Source organism: Bacillus sp. 7705b (genome assembly GCF_002289525.1).
Classification (GTDB): domain Bacteria; phylum Bacillota; class Bacilli; order Bacillales; family Bacillaceae; genus Bacillus; species Bacillus halotolerans.
Genome location: NZ_NSDH01000048.1, coordinates 109665 through 133997, shown reverse-complemented (window position 1 = coordinate 133997; position 24333 = coordinate 109665). Strand labels below are relative to the sequence as shown.

Annotated in this window: 20 protein-coding genes and 1 tRNA gene; 16 read left to right on the top strand and 5 right to left on the bottom strand. The window is 45.4% G+C overall.

Features of this window, described 5'->3' with window-relative positions:
* The first annotated feature begins 44 nt into the window (after positions 1-44).
* The 6 genes from CJU60_RS18680 to glgP all read left to right on the top strand — a co-directional run bounded on the left by CJU60_RS18680 (position 45) and on the right by glgP (position 8266).
* Positions 45-116, top strand: a tRNA-Glu gene (locus tag CJU60_RS18680).
* Between the two features lie 237 nt (positions 117-353).
* Complete coding sequence (glgB, locus tag CJU60_RS18675) at positions 354-2237, top strand: 1,4-alpha-glucan branching enzyme (protein WP_095714593.1); 1884 nt, start codon at positions 354-356, stop codon at positions 2235-2237.
* Positions 2234-3376: a glucose-1-phosphate adenylyltransferase gene (locus CJU60_RS18670; protein WP_024122609.1), complete on the top strand. Its 1143-nt coding sequence runs from the start codon at positions 2234-2236 to the stop codon at positions 3374-3376. Before glgB ends, CJU60_RS18670 begins: the two co-directional genes overlap by 4 nt.
* A gap of 24 nt (positions 3377-3400) precedes the next feature.
* Complete coding sequence (gene glgD / locus CJU60_RS18665) at positions 3401-4432, top strand: glucose-1-phosphate adenylyltransferase subunit GlgD (RefSeq protein ID WP_095714592.1); 1032 nt, start codon at positions 3401-3403, stop codon at positions 4430-4432.
* Positions 4429-5883: a glycogen synthase GlgA gene (glgA, locus tag CJU60_RS18660; protein ID WP_095714591.1), complete on the top strand. Its 1455-nt coding sequence runs from the start codon at positions 4429-4431 to the stop codon at positions 5881-5883. Before glgD ends, glgA begins: the two co-directional genes overlap by 4 nt.
* Positions 5870-8266, top strand: a complete 2397-nt coding sequence (gene glgP, locus CJU60_RS18655) for a glycogen phosphorylase GlgP (RefSeq protein WP_095714590.1) — start codon at positions 5870-5872, stop codon at positions 8264-8266. Before glgA ends, glgP begins: the two co-directional genes overlap by 14 nt.
* 30 nt (positions 8267-8296) lie before the next feature.
* Here glgP and CJU60_RS18650 read toward each other — a convergent pair whose 3' ends face one another.
* Together CJU60_RS18650 and CJU60_RS18645 are read right to left on the bottom strand one after the other, a co-directional pair.
* Positions 8297-8764: a TspO/MBR family protein gene (locus tag CJU60_RS18650; RefSeq protein ID WP_095714589.1), complete on the bottom strand. Its 468-nt coding sequence runs from the start codon at positions 8762-8764 to the stop codon at positions 8297-8299.
* 148 nt (positions 8765-8912) lie between these two features.
* Complete coding sequence (locus tag CJU60_RS18645) at positions 8913-9632, bottom strand: yteA family sporulation protein (protein ID WP_024122606.1); 720 nt, start codon at positions 9630-9632, stop codon at positions 8913-8915.
* Positions 9633-9923: 291 nt separating this feature from the next.
* Here CJU60_RS18645 and CJU60_RS18640 point away from each other — a divergent pair, with 291 nt between their 5' ends.
* From CJU60_RS18640 to CJU60_RS18595, 10 genes are all read left to right on the top strand, one after another.
* Positions 9924-11339 carry an isochorismate synthase gene (locus tag CJU60_RS18640; RefSeq protein ID WP_095714588.1) on the top strand — a complete coding sequence of 472 codons (1416 nt, stop codon included), beginning with the start codon at positions 9924-9926 and terminating at the stop codon, positions 11337-11339.
* A complete protein-coding gene (menD, locus tag CJU60_RS18635; RefSeq protein ID WP_095714587.1) occupies positions 11336-13078 on the top strand; it encodes a 2-succinyl-5-enolpyruvyl-6-hydroxy-3-cyclohexene-1-carboxylic-acid synthase in 1743 nt (580 codons plus the stop codon). The genes CJU60_RS18640 and menD overlap by 4 nt, the downstream gene beginning before the upstream one ends.
* Complete coding sequence (menH, locus tag CJU60_RS18630) at positions 13066-13890, top strand: 2-succinyl-6-hydroxy-2,4-cyclohexadiene-1-carboxylate synthase (RefSeq protein WP_095714586.1); 825 nt, start codon at positions 13066-13068, stop codon at positions 13888-13890. The genes menD and menH overlap by 13 nt, the downstream gene beginning before the upstream one ends.
* Positions 13891-13924: 34 nt before the next feature.
* The gene (gene menB / locus CJU60_RS18625; protein ID WP_095714585.1) at positions 13925-14743 is read left to right on the top strand and encodes a 1,4-dihydroxy-2-naphthoyl-CoA synthase; all 819 of its coding nucleotides are present in this window, start codon (positions 13925-13927) and stop codon (positions 14741-14743) included.
* A gap of 91 nt (positions 14744-14834) precedes the next feature.
* Positions 14835-16295 (top strand): o-succinylbenzoate--CoA ligase, encoded by a 1461-nt coding sequence (locus CJU60_RS18620; RefSeq protein WP_095714584.1) that lies wholly within the window; start codon positions 14835-14837, stop codon positions 16293-16295.
* Positions 16292-17407 (top strand): o-succinylbenzoate synthase, encoded by a 1116-nt coding sequence (menC, locus tag CJU60_RS18615; RefSeq protein ID WP_095714583.1) that lies wholly within the window; start codon positions 16292-16294, stop codon positions 17405-17407. The genes CJU60_RS18620 and menC overlap by 4 nt, the downstream gene beginning before the upstream one ends.
* Before the next feature lie 274 nt (positions 17408-17681).
* Positions 17682-18605: a metal ABC transporter solute-binding protein, Zn/Mn family gene (locus CJU60_RS18610; RefSeq protein ID WP_095714582.1), complete on the top strand. Its 924-nt coding sequence runs from the start codon at positions 17682-17684 to the stop codon at positions 18603-18605.
* Between the two features lie 18 nt (positions 18606-18623).
* Positions 18624-19376, top strand: a complete 753-nt coding sequence (locus tag CJU60_RS18605) for a metal ABC transporter ATP-binding protein (protein ID WP_095714581.1) — start codon at positions 18624-18626, stop codon at positions 19374-19376.
* A gap of 5 nt (positions 19377-19381) precedes the next feature.
* A complete protein-coding gene (locus CJU60_RS18600; protein WP_095714598.1) occupies positions 19382-20689 on the top strand; it encodes a metal ABC transporter permease in 1308 nt (435 codons plus the stop codon).
* A complete protein-coding gene (locus CJU60_RS18595; protein WP_095714580.1) occupies positions 20679-21566 on the top strand; it encodes a metal ABC transporter permease in 888 nt (295 codons plus the stop codon). Before CJU60_RS18600 ends, CJU60_RS18595 begins: the two co-directional genes overlap by 11 nt.
* Positions 21567-21588: 22 nt before the next feature.
* Here the strand turns inward: CJU60_RS18595 and CJU60_RS18590 are convergent, their stop codons facing one another.
* The 3 genes from CJU60_RS18590 to CJU60_RS18580 are packed head-to-tail and all read right to left on the bottom strand — an operon-like array spanning position 21589 to position 24218.
* Positions 21589-21747, bottom strand: coding sequence for a DUF1540 domain-containing protein (locus tag CJU60_RS18590; RefSeq protein WP_010331596.1), 159 nt, complete (start codon positions 21745-21747; stop codon positions 21589-21591).
* Between the two features lie 53 nt (positions 21748-21800).
* Positions 21801-22844 carry a cytochrome d ubiquinol oxidase subunit II gene (locus CJU60_RS18585; protein ID WP_024122596.1) on the bottom strand — a complete coding sequence of 348 codons (1044 nt, stop codon included), beginning with the start codon at positions 22842-22844 and terminating at the stop codon, positions 21801-21803.
* A 42-nt stretch (positions 22845-22886) separates the two neighbouring features.
* The gene (locus CJU60_RS18580) at positions 22887-24218 is read right to left on the bottom strand and encodes a cytochrome ubiquinol oxidase subunit I (RefSeq protein WP_024122595.1); all 1332 of its coding nucleotides are present in this window, start codon (positions 24216-24218) and stop codon (positions 22887-22889) included.
* Positions 24219-24333: the final 115 nt, after the last annotated feature.

Sequence of the window (24333 nt, the reverse complement as noted above, 5' to 3'; positions counted from 1 at the left end):
TGTAAGCGGCGCGAGGGTTCAAATCCCTCCTTCTCCGCCATGACGGCCCGTTGGTCAAGCGGTTAAGACACCGCCCTTTCACGGCGGTAACACGGGTTCGAATCCCGTACGGGTCATCCTGAAACCTTGCATATCCTGCAAGGTTTTTTTGTTTTCTAAAACTATATGATATGCGTCTGATTTTGTTTTTTATTCTATATCAAATTTACAACAAAAAACTCCATATCTTTTGTTTTTCTTCAGAAAATGAAGTTTTATGTCAATAAATATAAGCGCTTTCTAGAAAGGGCTTTTTTTTATTTCTACGAATAAATAATATAAATGAAAACTATGATGTCAGAAAGGATGATTACATGGCCGCTGCCAGCCCAACAGCACATGATGTTTATCTTTTTCACGAAGGCAGTCTGTTTAAAAGCTATCAGCTGTTTGGCTCGCATTATCGCGAGCTGAATGGCCAAAGCGGGTATGAATTTTGTGTGTGGGCGCCTCATGCGTCAGAAGTTCGAGTGGCTGGAGATTTTAACAGCTGGTCAGGTGAGCTTCATGTTATGCAGAAAGTTAATGATCATGGCATTTGGACGTTATTTGTTCCAGGTTTGAAAGAAAAGGAACGATATAAGTATGAAATCGTGACAAATAGCGGAGAGACCATGCTGAAGGCAGACCCGTATGCTTTTTATTCAGAAGTAAGACCGAATACGGCGTCTCTTACTTACGAACTTGCAGGGTACAGCTGGAATGATCAAAAGTGGCAGAAGAAGCAAAAAGCTAAAACGATATATGAAAAGCCGGTTTTTATTTATGAGCTTCATCTTGGTTCATGGAAGAAGCATCCCGATGGCACGCTTTACTCCTATGAAGAATTAGGCCAGTCTCTTATTCCTTATATCAAAGAGCAGGGATTTACCCATATCGAGCTGCTGCCCGTTTATGAACATCCTTATGATCGCTCTTGGGGTTATCAAGCAACAGGGTATTACAGCCCGACAAGCCGATTTGGCACGCCTCATGATTTGATGAGGTTTGTTGATGAATGCCATCAGGCAAACATCGGCGTCATACTTGATTGGGTCCCCGGACATTTTTGTAAAGATTCGCATGGGCTTTATATGTTTGATGGAGCGCCTCTTTACGAATATCAAAAAGAGCATGACAGGGAGAACTGGCTGTGGGGCACCGCTAACTTTGATTTAGGAAAACCGGAAGTTCATAGTTTTTTAATTTCTAATGCGTTGTACTGGGCGGAATTCTATCATATAGATGGTTTTAGGGTCGATGCGGTGGCTAATATGCTGTATTGGCCAAATCAGGATGAACGCCATACGAATCTCTATGCAGTTGAATTTTTAAAAAAGCTAAATCAAACAATGCGGGAGGCATATCCGCATGTCATGATGATAGCGGAAGATTCCACCGAATGGCCTCAAGTAACAGGTTCTGTTGAGGAAGGAGGACTCGGCTTTCATTTTAAATGGAATATGGGCTGGATGAATGATGTGCTGAAATATATGGAGACGCCTGCTGAACAAAGGCGGCACTGCCATCAGCTTGTGTCTTTTTCCTTGCTTTATGCGTTTAGTGAACATTTTGTATTGCCATTTTCTCATGACGAAGTCGTCTATGGAAAAAAATCACTTCTTCATAAAATGTCTGGCGACTATTGGCAGAAATTTGCCCAATATCGGCTTTTACTCGGTTATATGACGGCTCATCCCGGAAAAAAACTCATTTTTATGGGATCAGAATTTGCCCAATTCGATGAATGGAAAGATACAGAGCAGCTTGATTGGTTTTTGAACTCCTTCCCCATGCATCAAAAAGCAAGTGTTTTTACTCAAGATCTTCTCCGCCTTTATCAAAAAAGCAAAATCCTTTATGAAAATGACCATCGTGCTCAATCATTTGAATGGATTGATGTCCACAATGAGGAGCAATCAATCTTTTCTTTTATTCGGTATGGCAGACGGCACGGTGAGGCGCTTATCATCTTATGTAATTTTACACCCTCGGTCTATCATCAATACGATGTTGGCGTTCCCTTTCTTACCCAATATATCGAAGTGTTGAACAGTGATAATGAAAAATATGGGGGCTCAGGTCAATTGAATAAAAAGCCGTTGGCAGCCAAAGCTGGAGCTGTTCATCACAAACCGTGCTATATCACAATGACAATCCCCCCTTATGGCATTTCGATTATGCGGGCGGTGAAAAAAAGAGGAGAGATAAATGAATGAAAAAACAATGTGTGGCTATGCTCCTTGCCGGCGGGAAGGGCAGCCGTCTCAGCGGATTAACAAAAAACATGGCAAAACCGGCCGTATCTTTTGGGGGAAAATACAGGATTATTGATTTTACGCTCAGCAACTGTTCGAATTCAGGCATAGACACAGTAGGCATCTTAACGCAATATCAGCCGCTGGAGCTGAATTCCTATATTGGCATTGGCAGTGCATGGGATCTTGACAGGCACAATGGCGGCGTTACGGTATTGCCTCCTTATGCCGAGTCATCCGAAGTGAAATGGTATAAAGGGACGGCAAGCGCAATTTATGAAAATCTCAATTACCTGAACCAGTACGATCCTGAGTATGTGCTGATCTTATCAGGCGATCACATTTATAAAATGGACTACGGCAAAATGCTTGATTTTCATATTGAAAAGAAAGCGGATGTGACCATCTCCGTGATTGAAGTAGGATGGGAAGAAGCGAGCCGATTCGGCATCATGAAGACAAATGAAGACGGGATAATCACACATTTTGATGAAAAGCCTAAATTTCCAAAGAGCAATTTGGCATCCATGGGTATTTATATTTTCAATTGGCCGCTCTTGAAGCAATACCTTGAGATGGATGACCGGAATCCGTATTCAAGCCATGACTTCGGCAAAGACATCATTCCTTTGCTTTTGGAGGAGAAAAAGAAGCTTTCCGCTTATCCGTTTAAAGGATATTGGAAGGATGTCGGCACGGTGCAGAGCTTATGGGAAGCCAATATGGATTTGCTGAAAGACCAGTCTGAGCTAAGGCTGTTTGAACGCAATTGGAAGATTTACTCTGTCAATCCGAATCAGCCTCCGCAATTTATTTCGCCTGAGGCGCAGGTTCATGACTCACTTGTGAATGAGGGGTGTGTTGTTTATGGGAATGTGTCTCACTCCGTTCTATTTCAAGGTGTCACCGTCGGTAAGCACGCAACGGTCAAGCGTTCAGTGATTATGCCGGATGTGACAATCGGTGAGCATGTCGTGATTGAGAATGCTATCGTGCCCAAGGGCTTAGTGCTTCCGGATGGCGCAGTGATTAAATCTGAAAAAGACATTCAGGAGGTACTGCTTGTTTCGGAGGAATTTGTAGAGAAAGAATTGATTTAATGACTGAAGAGGAGGCAGAATCAGTTGATCAATAATCAAATGTTAGGTGTTATAGATGAAACCACATATAAGCATTCTCTTCAGGATTTAACCGCACAGCGGTCGCTTGGTGCGATTCCTTTTGCTGGCAGATACCGTTTGATAGATTTTATGCTGTCCAATATGGTGAATGCGGACATTAGGAGTGTGGCGATTTTTCCGAAATATCGCTACCGGTCTCTTATGGATCATCTTGGAGCAGGGAAGGAATGGGATTTGCACCGAAAAAAGGACGGCCTCTTTTTTTTTCCGTCACCGCATTTGCATGATGAGTATAATGAATTCGGTTCATTTCGCCAGTTTTCTGATCATCTTGATTACTTTCATAGAAGCACACAGCAATATGCCGTCATCACCAACAGCCATACTGTGTGCAACATTCAATTTCAATACGTGCTGAAAAGACATCAGGAGGCGGGCTGTGACATTACCGAGGTCTTTCAGGACGGTCAGTCGCTGCAAATCTATATCATGTCTTCTGAACTCTTGAAAGATCTGATTTACGGACATATTGAAAAAGGATACAGAACCATTCAGGAGGTTGTTGAAAAAGAAGCCCCCGCATTGACCATTTGCCCATATGAATATTCGGGATATGCAGCTGTTATTGATTCTGTAGAAAAGTATTATACCCACAGTATGGAGCTTATTCAGCCGCGTTTTTGGCAGCAGGTGTTTTTGCCTCAGCAGCCGATTTATACAAAAGTGAAGGATGAGCCCCCAACGAAATACGGGAAGAACAGCACTGTTAGAAATTCTTTAGTGGCAAACGGCTGTGTGCTTGAGGGGGAGGTCGAAAACTGCATTTTGTTCAGGGCGGTGCATGTCGGGAAAGGCACAAAACTGAAAAACTGCATTATTATGCAAAAAACGCAGATTGGTGAGGATTGTTTGCTGGAGCAGGTGATTGCTGATAAAGATGTCAAAATCGGCAATACAACTGAAGCTGCGGGAACGGAGGAGCAGCCGCTCGTATTAAAAAAAGGTTTGGTGCAAGGAGAGCTGATGAATTCTTGAAGGTGTTATTTGCTGTCTCAGAATGTATCCCGTTTGTAAAATCAGGAGGCCTGGCCGATGTGGCCGGCGCGCTGCCCAAAGTGCTTTCTCGTCTTGGGAACGACGTAGCGGTGATCATGCCGAAATACAGTCAAATTCCTGATCCTTGGAAAAAGCGTATGAAGAAAACAGCTGAATGTACGGTTGCTGTTGGCTGGCGTCAGCAATATTGCGGGATTGAACATTTGGCTGAAGATGGTGTGAATTATTATTTTATCGACAATAAATATTATTTCTCAAGGGATTCCCTGTACGGGCATTTTGACGATGGGGAGCGTTTTGCTTATTTTTCAAGAGCTGTGCTGGAAGCGGCAGAAGCAGTGAGTTTTCAAGCCGATATCATTCATACTCATGACTGGCATACAGCGATGGTCAATTACTTGTTGAAAGAGGAATACAGCAAGCGCCCTTTTTATAAGCAGATGAAAAGTGTGCTCACGATCCATAACTTGCAGTTTCAAGGTATATTCCCGCCTGAGGTGACACATGACTTGCTCGGTCTGGACATGAGTCATTTTCATTATGAGAGATTAGAATGCAATGGATTTGTTAATTTTATGAAAGCAGGGATTCTCGCTGCTGATCATGTAACAACGGTGAGCCCGACTTATAGAAATGAAATCTTAACGCCGTATTACGGCGAGCAGCTTGAGCCAGTTTTGCAGCATAGGGAAAAAGATTTAACAGGGATCTTAAACGGTATTGATGACTCTTTCTATCAGACAGAGAGCGATCCGTATATTGAGATGCATTACGATCCTGAACGTCTTGATTTAAAGGAAGAAAATAAAACGAAGCTCCAGCGGCGGATGGGCCTTCCGGAACGAAAAGATATTCCGCTGATCAGTATGGTAACAAGGCTGACCAAACAGAAGGGGCTTGATCTTGTTAAGAGAATGATGCACGAGCTGCTGGGGGAGAGAGACATACAGCTGATTGTGCTCGGTACGGGGGAACGGGAATTTGAGGACTACTTCCGGTACATTGAATTTGCATTTCACGATAAATGCAGGGCGTATATTGGGTTTGATGAGCCGCTTGCCCATCAGATTTATGCGGGCTCGGATTTGTTTCTGATGCCGTCGAAATTTGAGCCGTGCGGCCTGGGGCAGATGATCGCGCTTCAATATGGCGCTATTCCGATTGTCAGAGAAACAGGCGGGCTCTATGACACTGTCCGTTCCTACCGGGAGGAAGAGGGCACAGGCAACGGTTTTACGTTCTCAGCCTTTAATGCTCACGATCTGAAATTTACGATCGAGAGGGCGCTGTCGTTTTATCGCCAAAAGGATGTATGGAAGAGCATCATGAAGACCGCAATGAATGCAGATTACAGCTGGAAACAATCAGCCAAACAGTATCAGCGCATTTTCGAGCATGTGACAAGGAGTGGACGGGATGTTCTCGAGTAAAGAACGCTTTGCAGCCTTATTTTTAAAGCGTCTGGAAATGACGTGCGGGAAAAGCTTTAAGGACTCTTCCAGGCTTGATCAATATAAAACCTTAGGCAATATGATCAGAGAGTACATCAGCGCTGATTGGATCCAGACAAATGAAAGAAGCAGGTCCAATTCCGGAAAGCAGACATACTATTTGTCGATTGAATTTCTTCTCGGACAGCTCCTTGAACAAAATTTAATGAATCTCGGTATTCGGGATGTAGTGGAAGCGGGTCTGAAAGAGATCGGCATCAGTTTAGACGAGATACTTTATATGGAGAGTGATGCAGGGCTTGGGAATGGAGGTCTGGGGCGATTGGCAGCTTGTTTCTTAGATTCTCTGGCTTCGTTAAACTTGCCTGGGCATGGGATGGGGATTCGCTATAAGCATGGCTTATTTGAACAAAAAATTGTTGACGGGCATCAGGTTGAGCTGCCTGAGCAATGGCTGAAAAACGGAAATGTGTGGGAAGTAAGAAATGCTGATCAAGCGGTTGACGTGCCGTTTTGGGGCGAGGTGCATATGACTGAAAAAAACGGCCGTCTGCATTTTCGTCATGAGCAAGCAACAATCATTACCGCCGTTCCTTATGATATCCCGATCATCGGATACGATACGGGCACAGTCAACACGTTAAGACTTTGGAACGCCGAGCCTTATGCGCATTATCATGGCGGCAATATTTTGTCTTATAAACGGGAAACAGAAGCTGTATCTGAATTTTTATACCCTGATGACACGCATGACGAGGGTAAGATATTACGGCTGAAGCAGCAGTATTTTTTAGTATGTGCAAGTTTAAAAAGCATTGTGAACAATTACCGCAAAACGAATCAATCATTATATGGCCTGCATAAAAAAGTAAGCATTCATATTAATGACACCCATCCTGCACTTGCTGTGCCTGAACTGATGCGGATTTTGCTTGATGAAGAAAACATGAGCTGGGATGATGCCTGGCATATCACGGTACATACGATTTCTTACACGAATCATACGACACTGTCAGAAGCGCTTGAAAAATGGCCGATTCATTTATTTAAGCCGTTGCTCCCGCGAATGTATATGATTATTGAAGAGATTAATGAGAGGTTTTGCAGAGCGGTTTGGGAGAAGTATCCCGGTGACTGGAAAAGGATAGAGGATATGGCGATTACGGCGCACGGTGTTGTCAAAATGGCTCATCTCGCAATAGTGGGAAGCTACAGTGTAAACGGAGTTGCCAAAATTCATTCTGACATTTTAAAGGAACGGGAGATGCGTCATTTTCATTTGATGTTTCCGAATCGGTTTAACAATAAAACAAATGGAATTGCCCATAGGCGCTGGCTGTTAAAAGCTAATCCCGGCTTGTCCGCGATGATAACGGATGCGATAGGCGATGAATGGATAAAACAGCCTGAATCCTTGATTCGGCTGGAACCGTACGCTACTGATCCCGCTTTTATTGAGCAGTTCCAAAACAACAAAAGCAGAAAAAAGCAAGAGCTTGCTGATCTGATTTTTTGCACGGCCGGAGTGGCTGTAAATCCGGACAGCATATTTGACGTACAGGTGAAACGGCTTCATGCGTATAAACGGCAGCTGTTGAATGTTCTTCATATTATGTATTTGTATAACCGCCTGAAGGAGGATTCGGGATTTTCTATTTATCCGCAAACCTTTATTTTCGGAGCAAAGGCTTCACCAAGCTATCATTACGCGAAGAAAATTATTAAACTGATTCATTCCGTTGTGGAGAAAGTAAATTATGACCCGGCGGTGAGGCAGCTGCTCAAGGTCGTTTTTTTAGAAAATTATAGGGTCTCTATGGCGGAGCAGATTTTTCCGGCATCAGATGTAAGTGAACAAATTTCGACTGCAAGCAAGGAAGCGTCCGGTACAGGAAATATGAAGTTTATGATGAATGGCGCGCTGACAATCGGCACGCATGACGGGGCGAATATTGAAATGCTGCAACGGGTCGGAGCTGATTGTGTTTACACTTTTGGTTTGAAAGCGGATGACGTTCTTTCCTACCAGGAAAACGGAGGCTACAGATCAAGGGAGTATTATCAGCATGACCGCAGAATCAGGCAGGTAGCAGATCAGCTGATCAACGGTTTTTTTGAAGGTGAAGCCGATGAATTTGAATCCATCTATGATTCGCTGCTGCCGCATAATGACGAGTATTTTGTATTGAAGGATTTCAGTTCATACGCGGATGCCCAGGAGCGTGTTCAAGCCGATTATCAAGATCGGCGAAAGTGGTCAGAGCGTTCGATTTTAAACATTGCCCATTCAGGTTATTTTTCAAGCGACCGGACGATTCACGAATATGCGAAACACATTTGGAGAATTAAGCCGATGGTGTAAAAAAGCCGCTGTTTGAGCGGCTTTTTTTGTTCAAAGATTCATTGAATAGATCGTAAAGGATAAGACAGTTGCAAAGGCACTCCATAAAAAATAAGGCACTAGAAGCCAGCTTGCGGCCCTGCTGTATACTTTTGCAATGATGATTACAACCAGCGCTGTTATGGCGACAAGCAGGCAGTCAATGGATGCGGCAAGGAGATTCTTTTGCGTAAACTGAAAATAACTGAATGCCTGATTAAGCACATAATTGATCAAAAACGCCAGCCAAAAGCTTTTGGCCTTTTTAAATGAACATTTGGCAAAAACAATGGCAGCTGAAAGAGAAATCAGTGCAAACAGGACGGCCCAGATGATGCCGATCGTTGACCCGCTTGGCGTCCAGTCTGGCTTTTTCAGTGAATGATACCAACTTTGGTCGATCGGAAATAGAAAGTCTGCGGCTGAAAACAGTGCGTATGTAATGATAAAAACTACGATTGCGCCGATCATCTTTTTCATGTGTTTCCTCCGGTATGTATTTATTTTACATGTACTTTCCCTTTATCTTGGATAGATCACCCCCGCGGTATGCGGGGGTGATGATGTAGATGAGCTGCAGTTATACGGTTTGTATACAAATGCAGACATTAACTTTTTCCCGGGGGTGTCAATCTGCATGGAGGTCGCCAAACGTCGTCATGATGCCTTCTTCATCCAGCTCTTCCTCATAACGTTCATGTGCCCTGCTTGGATACACTGTAATTTCTTTGCCTGTAATATCTGTGGCAATGAAATTCTCATATGATTCTGTATTGCCGATATTTTCTTCGGCATTCATTGTCATATCATCATAGCTGAGCGGTGGATTTTCCATGTCCTGCGGTGTTTCTGAGTTTCCGTATTTTTCAACGTCCTGGTAGGAGTCTTCACTGTCATAAGGCGCTCTGATTTCTTCATCATCGTCAAATTCAAATTGACCGAAGGGTGTTTCTTCCTCAATCGGACGGTCTTTGGAAACGACATCCTGTGATGAATACTCTGCGAGCGTCGTGGCAGTCGGAAGCGCTTCAAGACGTTCATAAGGGATTTCTTTTCCGCTGACCTCACAAATCCCGTACGTGCCGTTTTCTATCGCCTTCAATGAATGCTCAATGTCCCGGAGATGCTCCCGTTCATGCAAATCAAGAGCAATGTCTTTTTCTCGCTCATAAAGCTCTGTCGCCTGATCGCCTGGGTGGTTGTCATAAGCAGAAAGCTCACCCCACGAATCATATGGAAAAGCGGAATTGAGCTGAAAATGGTCATTGTCTTTGAAGCGGTTCAATATATCTTCTTTCGTTTGTTCAAGTTCCTTTTTTAAATGCTGAAGCTGTTCGTTTGTAAGCAATATGATCGCCTCGTTTCTCTGTAATGCATACCTTTAGTATGGACAGATCGCCTGAGAACTTTCATAAATCCCTTGTGGAGGAATATAGGAGATTTTCCTTATATGGTAAGCGGATACAAGCTTTGCTATCAGTGGAGAAAGAAATTTAAGGTTTGTTTCTTTTTCATTTCTGCAATTAGGTTTATAATAGGTAAGGCAGGCCATTTGGACTGCATGATCTGTGTATTTGACACAATGTAGACACAGGTGTATGGTATTAAAAGCATTTTAAGAATTATGGAGGAATGTCTCATGGTGACAACGGTGCAGCGTACGTTCCGAAAGGAAGTTCTACATGCATTACATAAAGCCAAAGAAGTCAACCATGCTGTCTTAATAAGCTATTCGAGACAAATTGAGTCTCTTGACCCTCTATCATTTTTCAATTACGGAGCAAAAAAATATACAGGCAATCGATTTTTTTGGTCAGAACCTGAAAGTGAATTGACAATAGTCGGTCTTGGCAAAGAAGCTGTTTTCCAGACGAATCAAAAAAACGACGAGCGGTATCGCGAGGTTTTTGAACAATGGGAGCGCTTTAAAAAGACGGCTTTTCATATTTATGAAGAAGAAAAGCTGCAGCATTCTGCAGTGGGACCTGTCTTATTCGGAGGCTTTTCCTTTGACCCTTACGAAGAAAGAGGTACTCAATGGGACCATTTCTCGGAAGGGGATTTCTTTGTGCCTTCGCTTATGCTGACAATGTCTAATGACAGTTCGTTTTTAACAGTCAACAGATGGGTCAGCGGAGAAGATGATGCAGAAGCTGTTTTGGAAGGCTTAAAAGCTTTTGCAGCGGAATTTATGGTCCCCGATTTAAATCAAGAAGATCAGGCTGTGATGACAGCATCTCAGGAGCTGGATAAGTCTGATTGGCTAAAAGCAATCGAAACGGCAACAAGCCAAATTAAAGAGAATCATTATGATAAAGTGGTTCTTGCCAGAGAGCTGCTGCTCACGTTTGACGGTCCGGTCAAAATGGAACCGGTGCTTAAAACGCTTTTGACCGATCAGCAGACAAGCTATGTTTTTGCAATCGAACAAGAAGGCAAAACCTTTGTCGGCGCATCCCCGGAAAGACTGATCAAAAGAGACGGCAACACTGTCATGTCTACTTGTCTGGCAGGTTCCATAAAGCGCGGCTCCGATGAAGAAGAAGACCGCCGCATCGGCCTTGAATTATTAAACGATGAGAAAAATCTGCTGGAGCATGACATTGTTGTAGGCATGATTCATAACGCTTTTGTATCAAACTGTTCTGACGTTGAAAAGCCTGACGAACCTGTATTGTACAAAACGAAAAGCGTCCAGCACTTATTTACGCCGATTGTCGGACAGCTTCACGCGTCTGCTTCGCTTTTTGACTTAATTGAGAAACTGCATCCCACACCGGCGCTTGGGGGAGCACCTCAGAAAAAAGCTGTAGAAGTGATCAGAGAGATCGAACCGATGTCCCGCGGCTGGTATGCGGCTCCTGTCGGCTGGATTGACAGTCAGGATAACGGAGAATTTGCTGTTGCCATCCGTTCAGGGCTGATTGAAGGCAGCACAGCACGCCTGTTTGCCGGGTGCGGCATTGTGGAAGACTCTGAACCGCAATCGGAATACGAAGAAACACAGATTAAGTTAAAGCCGATGATCTCTGCACTGGGAGGTGAGAGACGTTGACAGTGAACCCGATTACTCATTACATCGGAAGCTTTATTGATGAATTCGCCCTTTCCGGAATTACGGACGCTGTCGTTTGTCCGGGCTCAAGATCTACACCGCTGGCAATTCTTGCTGCCGCGCATCCGGATATCAACGTCCATATCCAAATTGATGAAAGATCTGCCGGATTTTTTGCATTAGGGCTGGCAAAAGCACAGCAGCGTCCCGTGCTTCTGATTTGCACATCAGGAACAGCCGCGGCCAACTTTTATCCGGCTGTGATTGAAGCCCATTATTCAAGAGTACCGATTATAGTGTTAACTGCTGATCGGCCGCACGAGCTGCGTGAAGTAGGCGCACCGCAGGCCATTAATCAGCACTTCTTATTCGGTAACTTTGTTAAGTTTTTCACAGACTCTGCTCTGCCCGAAGAGTCGCCGCATATGCTGAGATATATCCGAACGCTGGCAGGCCGTGCCGCCGGGGAAGCGCAAAAGCGTCCAATGGGGCCTGTGCACGTGAATGTACCTCTTCGTGAGCCGCTGATGCCTGACCTTTCTGATCAGCCGTTTGAAAGAATGAGAACTGGGCGTCACGTGTCAGTGAAAACGGGTACGCAATCCGTGGACCGGGACTCTCTGTCTGACGTGGCTATGATATTGAAAGAGGCCGAAAAAGGCATGATTGTCTGCGGGGAACTCCACAGTGATGCTGATCAGCAAAAAATTGTGGAGCTGTCAAAAGCGCTGCATTATCCAATTTTAGCTGACCCGCTGTCTAACCTGCGGAACGGCGTCCATGATAAAAGTACCGTTATAGATGCGTATGACTCATTTTTGAAAGATGATGAGCTGAAGTCAGCACTGCGGCCTGATGTCGTGATCCGTTTCGGACCGATGCCTGTTTCAAAGCCGGTTTTTTTGTGGCTGAAGGATGACCCGGCCATTCAGCAGATTGTGATTGATGAGGATGGCGGCTGGAGAGACCCGACACAGGCAAGCGCACATATGATTCACTGCAGTCCGTCTAGTTTTGCCGATGCGATCATGGCTGAGCATACGGGAATGGATCGAACATCGGAATGGCTGGAAAAATGGCAGATCGTGAATCAGCGTTTCCGTGAATATCTGCAAACGGTCAGCAGTGAAGAGGTTTCATTTGAGGGCAACCTCTATCGAATCCTCCAGCATCTTGTGCCTGAAAATAGCTCGCTGTTTGTCGGAAACAGCATGCCAATCAGAGATGTCGATACGTTTTTCGAAAATCAGGACCGCAATTTCCGTATCTATTCAAACCGTGGCGCAAATGGGATTGATGGTGTTGTCTCTTCTGCCATGGGCGTTTGTGAAGGAACAAAAGCACCTGTGACACTCGTGATCGGGGATTTGTCTTTTTATCATGATTTAAACGGGCTGCTGGCGGCTAAAAAACTGGGCATTCCGCTTACTGTGATCCTCGTGAACAATGACGGCGGAGGGATTTTTTCATTTTTGCCGCAGGCATCTGAAAAGACACACTTTGAAGATTTGTTCGGCACGCCGACCGGGCTCGATTTCAAGCATGCGGCTGAGCTTTACGGGGGCACGTATTCATGCCCGGCTTCGTGGGATGAGTTTAAAGCATCATACGCACCGCAGGCTGACAAGCCCGGCCTTCACATTATAGAAATCAAAACTGATCGCCAATCAAGAGTTCAGCTTCATCGTGATATGCTGAATGAGGCTGTGCGGGAAGTGAAAAAACAATGGGAACTGTAAGCATAACTGTTGCAGACGGCGTCCGCTATGCTGTGACAGATGATCGGCCGAATGCTTCTGATGCCATAGTCTGTCTGCACGGGTTTACCGGCAGCAAACAATCCTGGGCCTTTCTGGACCAGTTGCTGCCTGATTCCCGTGTCATCAAAATTGATTGCTTAGGGCACGGAGAAAGTGATGCCCCGCTGAATGGAAAAAGATATAGTACGAGCCGGCAGGTTTCAGACCTTGCCGAAATATTTGATCATTTAAAACTTCACAAAGTGAAACTTATTGGTTATTCTATGGGGGGAAGGCTTGCATATTCCTTTGCCATGACATACCCCGAACGGATATCAGCGCTTGTGCTCGAAAGCACGACACCCGGCCTTAAAACCCTCGGGGAACGGAAAGAACGAATCTTGCGGGATCGGAAGCTTGCCGATTTTATTTTGCGTGACGGGATCAAAGCCTTTGTGGACTATTGGGAAGGCATCCCTTTGTTTTCGACGCAGCAGCGGCTTGCTGAAGACGTTCGGCAAAGGATACGGTCGGGCCGTCTGAGAAACAATAACATTGGACTGGCCAACAGTTTAATCGGTATGGGCACCGGTTCACAGCCTTCCTGGTGGAGCCGGTTAAAAGATATTGCGGCGCCTGTGCTTCTCATCTGCGGAGAATGGGACGAAAAGTTTTGCGCCATTAATCAAGAGGTGCATAAGAAGCTTCCATCTAGTAGAATAGAGATTGTTCCTGAAGCAGGCCATACAGTGCATGTGGAACAGCCGCGTTTTTTTGGTAAAATAGTGAGTGGGTTTTTAACAAACTTATAACTCGTTCATATGGAAAAATAGAGGAGGTCATATCATGGCTGTAGAATGGAAAACTGAACGTACATACGATGAAATACTGTATGAATCGTATAATGGTATTGCAAAAATAACTATCAACCGCCCTGAGGTACATAATGCGTTTACCCCTAAGACGGTTGCTGAAATGATTGATGCATTTGCTCGCGCGAGAGATGATCAAAACATCGGCGTTATCGTGCTTGCCGGTGCCGGAGACAAAGCGTTTTGTTCTGGCGGAGACCAAAAAGTGCGCGGACACGGCGGTTATGTAGGCGACGACCAAATTCCGCGTTTAAACGTATTGGATCTTCAGCGTTTAATCCGCGTCATCCCGAAACCTGTTGTTGCGATGGTATCCGGATATGCGATCGGCGGAGGACACGTGCTTCACATCGTATGTGATTTGACAATCGCTGCCGACAATGCGATTTTTGGACAAACCGGCCCTAAAGTGGGAAGCTTTGACGCAGGTTACGGTTCAGGCTACCTGGCTCGAATCGTAGGACATAAAAAAGCCCGTGAAATCTGGTACCTGTGCCGTCAGTACAACGCGCAGGAAGCGCTGGATATGGGACTTGTCAACACAGTTGTTCCTTTGGAACAGCTTGAAGAAGAAACGATTAAATGGTGTGAAGAAATGCTTGAGAAAAGCCCGACCGCACTTCGTTTTCTTAAAGCTGCGTTTAACGCGGACACAGACGGACTTGCTGGAATTCAGCAGTTTGCAGGGGATGCAACCCTTCTTTACTACACAACTGATGAAGCAAAAGAAGGCCGTGATTCCTTTAAGGAAAAACGTAAACCGGATTTCGGTCAATTCCCGCGTTTTCCGTGATCAGCAGATACGTATGAAACGAACAGCTTGAGCCATTGCGGTCCAAGCTGTTTTCTTTTCAATAAAGTAATTTTACCTCGGAGATGATGACATGCTGACAGAACAGCCCAACTGGCTCCTGCAACGGGCACAGCTAACACCTGAGAGAATCGCTCTCATTTATGGAGATCAAACCGTGACATTTGCTGAATTATTTGCCGCATCCAAACGAATGGCGTCCCAGCTTTCAGCTCATTCTTTTCGAAAAGGGGACACCGCGGCTCTTCTGCTCGGAAACCGGGCGGAGATGGTATATGCCGTACACGCGTGCTTTTTACTCGGCGTAAAAGCGGTGCTGCTGAATACAAAGCTGTCTAAACATGAAAGGCTGTTCCAGCTGGAGGATTCCGGCGCCCGCTTTTTACTGACGGATGAAAGTTTTGACATGCAGGATTATGAGCATATGGTTGAAACCATTAATGTGGATGAACTGGTAAAAGAAGATGCACAGGATATTGAAGTTGAGCCATACATGCAAATGGACGAAACGGCGACTCTCATGTATACCTCCGGGACAACCGGCAAGCCCAAGGGAGTTCAGCAAACGTTTGGAAATCATTATTTCAGTGCGGTGTCTTCTGCTCTTAATTTGGGTATAACAGAACAAGACCGCTGGCTTATCACGCTGCCGCTCTTTCATATCAGCGGACTGTCCGCATTATTTAAATCTGTGATTTACGGAATGACGGTCGTGCTTCACCAGCGTTTTTCCGTAAGTGATGTATTGGATTCTATCGACAGGCATCAAGTTACGATTATTTCTGCGGTGCAGACAATGCTGGCAAGTCTTTTAGCAGAAACAAGCTACTGCCCGTCATCCCTCAGATGCATCCTGCTCGGCGGAGGTCCTGCGCCGCTTCCTTTGCTGGAAGAATGCCGAGAGAAAGGCTTCCCCGTCTTTCAATCGTACGGAATGACGGAGACGTGCTCACAAATCGTTACTCTCTCGCCGGAATTCAGTATGGAAAAGCTCGGATCAGCAGGAAAACCGCTGTTTTCATGCGAAATCAAAATTGAGCGGGACGGAAAAGCGTGTGAGCCGTTTGAACACGGTGAAATTATGGTGAAAGGCCCGAATGTCATGAAAAGCTATTTCAACCGGGAAAGCGCAAATAAAGCATCCTTTCAAAATGGCTGGCTGAAAACAGGCGATCTCGGTTATTTGGACAGTGAAGGGTTTTTATATGTATTAGACAGGCGATCAGATCTTATCATTTCAGGCGGAGAAAATATTTATCCCGCTGAAGTGGAGTCTGTGCTGCTTTCTCATCCGGCTGTTGCAGAAGCCGGCGTTTCAGGCGCGGAGGACATAAAATGGGGAAAAGTGCCTCATGCTTATCTTGTGCTCCATCAGCCTGTCAGCGCTGAAGAACTGACCGTTTTTTGCAAAGAACGTTTGGCGAAATATAAAGTTCCGGCAAAATTCTTTGTATTAGACCGCCTGCCGCGCAATGCGTCGAATAAGCTATTGCGAAATCAGCTGAAGGATGCGCGTAAAGGAGAACTGTTATGATCGAAATAGAAAAAATTACGCTTTATCATTTGAGCATGAATCTAAAAAAACCGTTCAAAAACAGTATTGAGACGCTTCAGGAGCGCAAATTTTTGATTGTAGAAGCCATCGATATATCCGGAGTTACAGGATGGGGAGAAGTGTCTGCATTCTCCTCACCATGGTACACCGAGGAAACGATTGGTACTTGTCTGCATATGCTGAAGGATTTTTTTATTCCTAATGTCGTCGGACGTGAATTCAGCCACCCTTCTGAAGTGCCGGACAGCTTGGCGCGCTATAAAGGTAACAGGATGGCAAAAGCGGGGCTTGAATCGGCTGTTTGGGATATTTATGCAAAAAAGAAGGGGATTTCTCTTGTGGAGGCATTAGGAGGGACAAGAGACAAAGTCCCTGCCGGAGTCGTTGTCAGCTTAGCGCCTCTTGAGGATATGCTGAAAGAAATTGAAGCTTATCAAAAAGAAGGCTATCAAAGAATAAAAATTAAAATTCAGCCAGGACAAGATGTGGAACTGGTAAAAGCCATCCGCAGCCGATTCCCTGGCATCCCGCTTATGGCTGATGCGAATTCCTCTTATGAACTCAAGGATATCAGCCGCTTAAAGGAGCTTGATGAATATCATTTAATGATGATTGAACAGCCGCTCCAAGCTGATGATATTGTTGATCACCGCCACTTGCAGAAGCATATGAAAACGGCGATTTGCCTTGACGAAAGCATTTGCTCAGCTGATGACGCGAGACGGGCGATTGAGCTGGGAAGCTGCAAAGTAATTAATATCAAGCCTTCTCGTGTCGGCGGATTGACGGAAGCTCTGAAAATCCATGATCTGTGCAAGGAGCACAATATGCCGGTTTGGTGCGGAGGAATGCTGGAGACTGGCATTTCAAGAGCGCAAAACGTGGCGCTGGCTTCCTTGCCCCAATTTACAATACCGGGCGATATTTCGTCATCTTCAAGGTATTGGGATGAGGATATTGTGACCCCTGATATCCGTATCGATAACGGATTTATTTCTGTGTCGAAACAGCCTGGTTTAGGGGTTGAAGTAAATCAGGAAATAATGCGAAAATATGTGACCAAAATGGATGTTTTCACACAGCATGGATGAGAAAAAGGCATTTTATCAATTTGAGAGAATGTGAGTGTGCTGTTAGAGTAAAAGCGTTGAATACATCCCTTCTCGTTTGACCGGCTGCTGAATCAGCCGGTTTTTTTATGTGAAAATATCTTGACAGAAATGGACAAACGCGATATTTTTGCACTAAGGAAACTTTTTGTCCCGTATAAACAAAACATGCTTTTGTCTAATTAAATGTCACATGTCTAAGAAAACACAACATAAGATAAAACAACAGGACATCGATGACAAAGAGGAGGAACAAATGAAAAAAAGAGGACTGATAGCGGCATTGATCCTTGCATGCCTTGCTTTAACGGGTTGTGGATCAGAGTCTTCCGGTAAAAGCTCTGATCAGCGGCTGCAAGTGACGGCAACGACTTCCCAAATTGCAGACGCGGCTGAAAAAGTCGGCGGAAAGCATGTTAAGGTCACTTCTTTAATGGGACCGGGAGTAGACCCGCACCTTTACAAAGCGTCACAAGGTGATACGAGAAAATTGACATCAGCAGACGTTGTACTGTACAGCGGCTTGCATCTCGAAGGGAAGATGGAAGACATTCTCCGTAAAATCGGTGAACAAAAACAAGCGGCGGCGGTTGCCGAAGCGATTCCGAAAAGCAAGCTTATTTCTGCGGAAAAAGGGAAGATGTATGACCCTCACGTCTGGTTCAGCATCCCATTATGGATTTACGCAATTGATGAAATCGAAGAGCAATTCAGCAAAGCGATGCCTGAGCATGCGGATGACTTTAAGAAAAACGCAAAAGAGTACAAAGATAATTTGCAATATTTAGATAAATGGGCTCGTCAGGAGGTTGCGAACATTCCGGAGAAAAGCCGTGTGCTTGTAACCGCTCATGATGCGTTTGCGTATTTTGGGAAAGAGTATGGTTTTAAAGTAGAAGGCCTGCAGGGGCTCAGCACAGATTCAGATTATGGTTTAAAGGATGTACAGGACCTGGTTGAGCTTTTGGCAGAAAAACAAATTAAGGCTGTTTTTGTAGAAAGCAGCGTGTCTGAAAAATCAATTAATGCCGTGGTGGAAGGAGCTAAAGAAAAAGGCCATTCGGTGTCAATCGGCGGTCAGCTCTATTCGGATGCAATGGGTGAAAAGGGGACAAAAGAAGGCACATACGAAGGCATGTTCCGCCATAATATCAACACGATTACCGAAGCGCTTAAATAAGGAATAGAGGTGAAAGAAATGTTTCCTGTTGAGCTGGAAAATGTAACAGTCGCTTATGATAAAAAGCCCGTTCTGCAAGGGATTTCGCTGCAGGTGCCGGAGGGGAAATTAATCGGTATTATCGGCCCGAACGGCGCTGGAAAGTCCACTTTGATCAAAACGATTCTCGGTCTTGTGCCCCGTGCCTCAGGAGACATCTCCATTTACGGCGAAACTTATAAACAACAGCGGACAAGAATCGGATATGTGCCGCAGCGAGGTTCGGTTGATTGGGATTTTCCTACCAGCGCTCTCGATGTCGTGCTGATGGGAAGGTATGGCCGAATCGGCTTGCTGAAAAGACCGAAAAAGGCAGACGCGGAAATGGCTGAAGCGGCTTTGGAAAAAGTCGGCATGCTCGATTATGCGAACAGGCAGATCAGCCAGCTGTCAGGGGGCCAGCAGCAGCGGGTATTCCTTGCCCGGGCACTCTGTCAGGACGCCGACATTTACTTTATGGATGAACCGTTTGCCGGCGTGGATGCAGCGACGGAGCGGGCAATCATGACTCTTTTGGCGGAGCTTAAGGATAAGGGCAAAACCGTACTTGTCGTCCACCATGACCTGCAAACCGCCGAAGACTATTTCGATTGGATATTGCTGCTTCATTTAAGGAAAATCGCCTTCGGACCGGGGGAGGAAGTGTTTACGATTGAAAACCTTCAAAAAACGTATGGAGGAAGGCTGACATTTCTAAAAGATAAAGTGCTGGCAGAAGGTAATAAGGGGTGAGCGCATTGATAGAAAGTTTGTGGCTGCAGCTCCAGCATCCGAATACACAGTGGGTGTTGGCCGGGACGCTTTTGCTCGGCGCAGCAAGCGGCGTGTTGGGGAGCTTTGTGCTGCTTAGAAAACAAAGTTTAATCGGAGATGCGATGGCCCATTCTGCCCTGCCGGGTGTGTGTCTCGCTTTTCTGTTCACCGGAGAAAAATCGCTCCCTTTCTTTTTGCTCGGCGCAGCGCTTGCAGGGCTTCTCGGAACGTGGATGATTCAGCTGATACCGCGGCTGTCAAAAACAAAAGAGGACTCGGCAATTGGGATCGTTCTCTCTGTGTTCTTTGGCGTCGGTATTATACTGCTGACATATATTCAGCAGCTGGGGTCGGGAAGCCAAAGCGGACTTGATTCCTTTCTGTTCGGCCAGGCTGCTTCATTAGTCAGACAGGATATCATTCTTATTGCGGGAGTATCCGCCGTTTTATTGCTGCTTTGTACTGTCTTTTTTAAGGAATTTAAAATCATCACCTTTGATATCGCATTTGCAAAGGGATTGGGATTGCCGATACATTTTTTAAACGGACTTTTGGCCTGTCTTATTGTCTGCGCTGTTGTGATAGGGCTTCAAACTGTAGGTGTCATCTTAATGGCAGCTATGCTCATTACACCCGCGATTGCCGCAAGATATTGGACCGAGCGTTTAACGGGCATGATCGTGATTGCCGGGATGACAGGCGGGATCAGCGGCGTGTCCGGAACATTGCTGAGTACAACAATGGAGGGCATGGCGACGGGGCCTTTGATGATTTTATCGGCAACGATCATTTTTCTTTTTTCGATGATTTGTGCACCTAAGCGGGGACTGGCTGCTAAAGGGATAAGATTAATAAGGCTGCGCAGAAAAACAAACCGGGAGCAGGTGCTTCTGACGATTTTTGAGCAGTATGAACATAAGGAAATATATGTAACGGAGGAAAGTATACGAAAGAAAAGGCGGCTTTCACCTTCATCATGTCATAAAGTTTTGAATGATTTGGAAAAAGAGAGGTACGTTGTACGGATTGAAAACGGAGTTTGGAAAGTGACACAGGCTGGGATAGAAAAAGGTTATCTGACGGCTTTAAAATATCGGATGTATGAAATGTACCTCATGCATGAAATGGATATAGAAAAAGCAGGTGCGGATCAGGATGATTTTGTGCCGGACCGATTGCCTGAGGCTACAAGAGATAGGCTTCTTTCACTTTTGAAGCTGCATGGCAGGATGCCTGAGCTCCGTCAGCCATACCCTGAAATCGAGAAGGGGAAGATTGCCAATGAGCTTTGAAGCGTGGATTATAGTGACGGGCATACTAGTCGGTGTCAGCTGTGCGTTGATCGGAACATTTCTTGTATTAAGGAGAATGGCAATGCTGGCTGATGCCATCAGCCATACTGTTTTGCTTGGAATTGTGGGTGCTTTTCTTGTGACAAAAAGCCTTGACGGGATTCCTATGTTCATCGGTGCAGCCGTGTCGGGACTGTTAACGGCATTTTTGGTACAGCTTCTTCACAGCAAAGGGGTTCAATCAGATGCCGCCATAGGCGTTGTTTTTACCTCCTTATTTGCAGTGGGCGTCATTTTGTTATCAGTATATGGAGCGAATGTCCATCTCGATATTGAACATTCATTAATGGGAGAAATCGCTTTTGTGCCATGGAATACGATCACGGTATTCGGAGTGGACATCGGGCCAAAAGCGTTTTGGATGCTGGTTGTTGTGCTGCTTTTCAATATAACGATGGTCAGTGTGTGTTATAAGGAGTTCAAAATTTCTTCGTTTGATCCGCAAATGGCTTTGGCCCTCGGAATACCGGTCATGCTGATTCATTACCTCCAGATGGGGATGCTGTCGCTTACGACCGTTGCCTCCTTTGATTCGGTCGGCGCCATATTGGTTGTGGCGATGCTGATTGTTCCGCCTGCTGCCGCCCATCTATTAACGGACCGGCTGCTTTATATGCTGATTATCAGCGCGGTCATCGGAGGGCTGTCAGCTCTATTGGGCTATATCTGCGCAACATGGCTCAATGTTTCCATCTCCGGAGCGATGGCGGCAATGACAGGAGTTTTTTATGCAGGTGCCTTTTTATTTTCGCCGTCAAACGGAGTGATGACGAAAAAGATAAGAATGCTCAAAACAGAAAAAGAAAGAGCTGTCTGATGCCAGCTCTTTCTTTTGATTTTTACAAATCTTGCGGTTTAAACGTTTTGCAGTCTGTTTCCCGGCTGTTTTCGGCAGTCTCGCCAGTATGGCTGACAACATAAATGGCATCGGCTGTGCATCTGTTGCCTTTGTCCCAATAAGAACAGTTGTTGACCTCGCATAGGATTTTCTGGTCCATGCCATCCCCTCCTTATAAAGGTTCAAGCTTAGTATAGCCGGAGGGCTTGGGCCCTATTCTTCCTGCTGGCGGATATACCGTTTATCCTTCATAAACAGCTTCCAGAAGAAGTAGAAGCCTGGGAACAGGATAATGAATGCAACGATATATGTCATAAACAGCGCTCTGAACGTGGCGGGCTCGGTGAAACCGGACATGATCGTCACGTCAGGATAAATCATATAAGGGAGGTGGGCGCGGCCGTACGCGTAGCTTGCCAGGAAATACTGTATCGCAATCGCGACAAGCGCCAGTCTGGGTTTCCCAATCTTTTTGCCGAAGCTTTTGTTAGGCAGAAAAAGAGCTATGCCTGCGATGATAAATGTAATAAACGACGCAATAATCCAGGAAAAATCATTCATCATTCCAGTATAAAGCCAGTTTGCTTCATTCCGCATCGTCAGCATAATGCATACGGCAAATAGGAGCGAAATCGGGCCGGTGATTAAGGCGCTTTTTCTGTACGCCGTGTAGGCGTCCTGTTCCTCAGCCACATTCGAAACATCCGCCAGCAGCAGGGAGGATAAAAATAAAGTGCTTAAAATCGCAAACCCTATAAATGAATAGGCGTTTGGGCTTGTCAAAATGGTAGACATATTCAAGCTGTATACGCCGTCTGTGTTTTCGATAAATCCACCGTGTGTCACCGGGAGAACCAAAATCAGAACAGCGGGAATAATAAAACCGGAGATGCCGGAAATATATCTGAGCAATTTCCTTTCCTTCGCTGTGTTTGAAAAAACGAGAAATCCGCTTCGGATTGCTAAAAGCAATAAAATAATGCTGCCGGGAATTAATAAAACAGTTCCGAGCACAAACGTCGCACCTGGAAAAAAGCTGAAAAGTGCAACGACGATGGCCACGATAAAGACGTTAGTGACCTCCCAAGTCGGCGACAGAAAGCGGTTTGCGATATCAGTCGCCTTCATATGCTCCTTATTTAAATAGATCATAGACCAAAATCCCGCTCCGAAATCCATTGTGGCCATGACGGCGTAAATAAACACAAAACCCCAAATAATTGAGATGGCGATCAGAGCGTCAGTTGAAATGTCCATTTGTCGATCTTCCTTCCATTTAGTTTCCTGCTTGCGAAGCTATTAAGACTCCGCCGTATTTAAATCCTCATCCACAGGGTGCTTTTTGAAATAGTAAAGCAGCACATAAACGACAGCTGCGCCCAACACGGCGTAAACAAATGTGAAAAACAGAAAGAGCACACCGATTGAGCCTGTCGTCGTGACGACATCTGATGTTTTCAGCAGATGATAGATGACCCACGGCTGTCTCCCCGTACAAGCAAAAATCCAGCCGAATTCAATTCCGATAATGCTGAGAGGACCGGCCGTCATGAAAATCAACAGCAGCCAGGTTGGAAAACGATCTTTCTTTAATACTTTTCTCCAGACGACACCGATAATGGAATAAAGAATGAGCAGCATTCCGACACCGACCATCGCATTAAATAACGTGTGGATAAAAAGCGGCGGCCATTCGTCTCTCGGAAACGCATTTAATCCTTTTACAACAGTGTCAAAACTGTTGGCTGCCAAAAAGCTTAATGCCCACGGAATCTCGATTGCCCATTTCACTTTTTCCTCTTCCGGATCGGTAAATCCGCCGATTGCAAGCGGGGCATGGGATCTTGTTTCAAACAGGCCCTCTGCTCCGGCGAGTTTTTCCGGCTGATATTCATGCAGCATCTGTGCTGATTCGTGGCCGTTTAAGGCTGTTATCAATGAAAAGATACCGCCGATCGTCAGCGCGAGCAGCAGGGCCTTCCGGTGAAAGCGATAGACGTTTTCTTGTTTTCTCGACCGGATCATTTTGTATGCGGCAACAGAAGCAACGATAAAGGCTCCTGTCATGAACGCAGACAGAACGACATGGCCGGCGGTTACAAAAAAGCTTGGGTTAAAAAACGCGGCCCACGGATCAACGTCAGTTATCTTTCCGTTTATAATTTTAAATCCGGCCGGGGTTCCTTCAAAGGCATGGACATTCGTGATCAGAATGGCAGACGCCGCGGCCCCGATCAGCACAAAGACAACAGCGATAATCCTCATGACCGGCGATAAGCGGTCTGCGGCATATACATAAATCGACATAAACAGGGCTTCGATAAAAAAAGCGTAGATTTCAATTTGGAATGGCAGGGACATGACCCGGCCGATGACTTCCATAAAACCCGGCCATAAAAGCGCGAGCTGAGTACCGGCAATGGTTCCGGTCGGAATGGCGACCCCCAGCAAAACAGCCTGTGCTTTTGTCCATCTCTTCGCCATGATGGCATAATGGTCATCCTTCGTTTTTTGATAGATCAATTCAGCTATTAAAATCATGAGCGGCAGACCGACTCCCAAGGTTGCGAAAATGATATGAAAGCCCATTGTCGTACCAAAAAGACTCCTAGCCAAAACTAAATCATCCACAATAATAAACCACCTTTCTCAAAACGATCTGTATGTAATATGGGTTTATTATTTGCTTCCTCGGTTAGATTATTCTTCCTGTTCTTAAAAGCATGAGGTTTATGAAGCGAAAGAT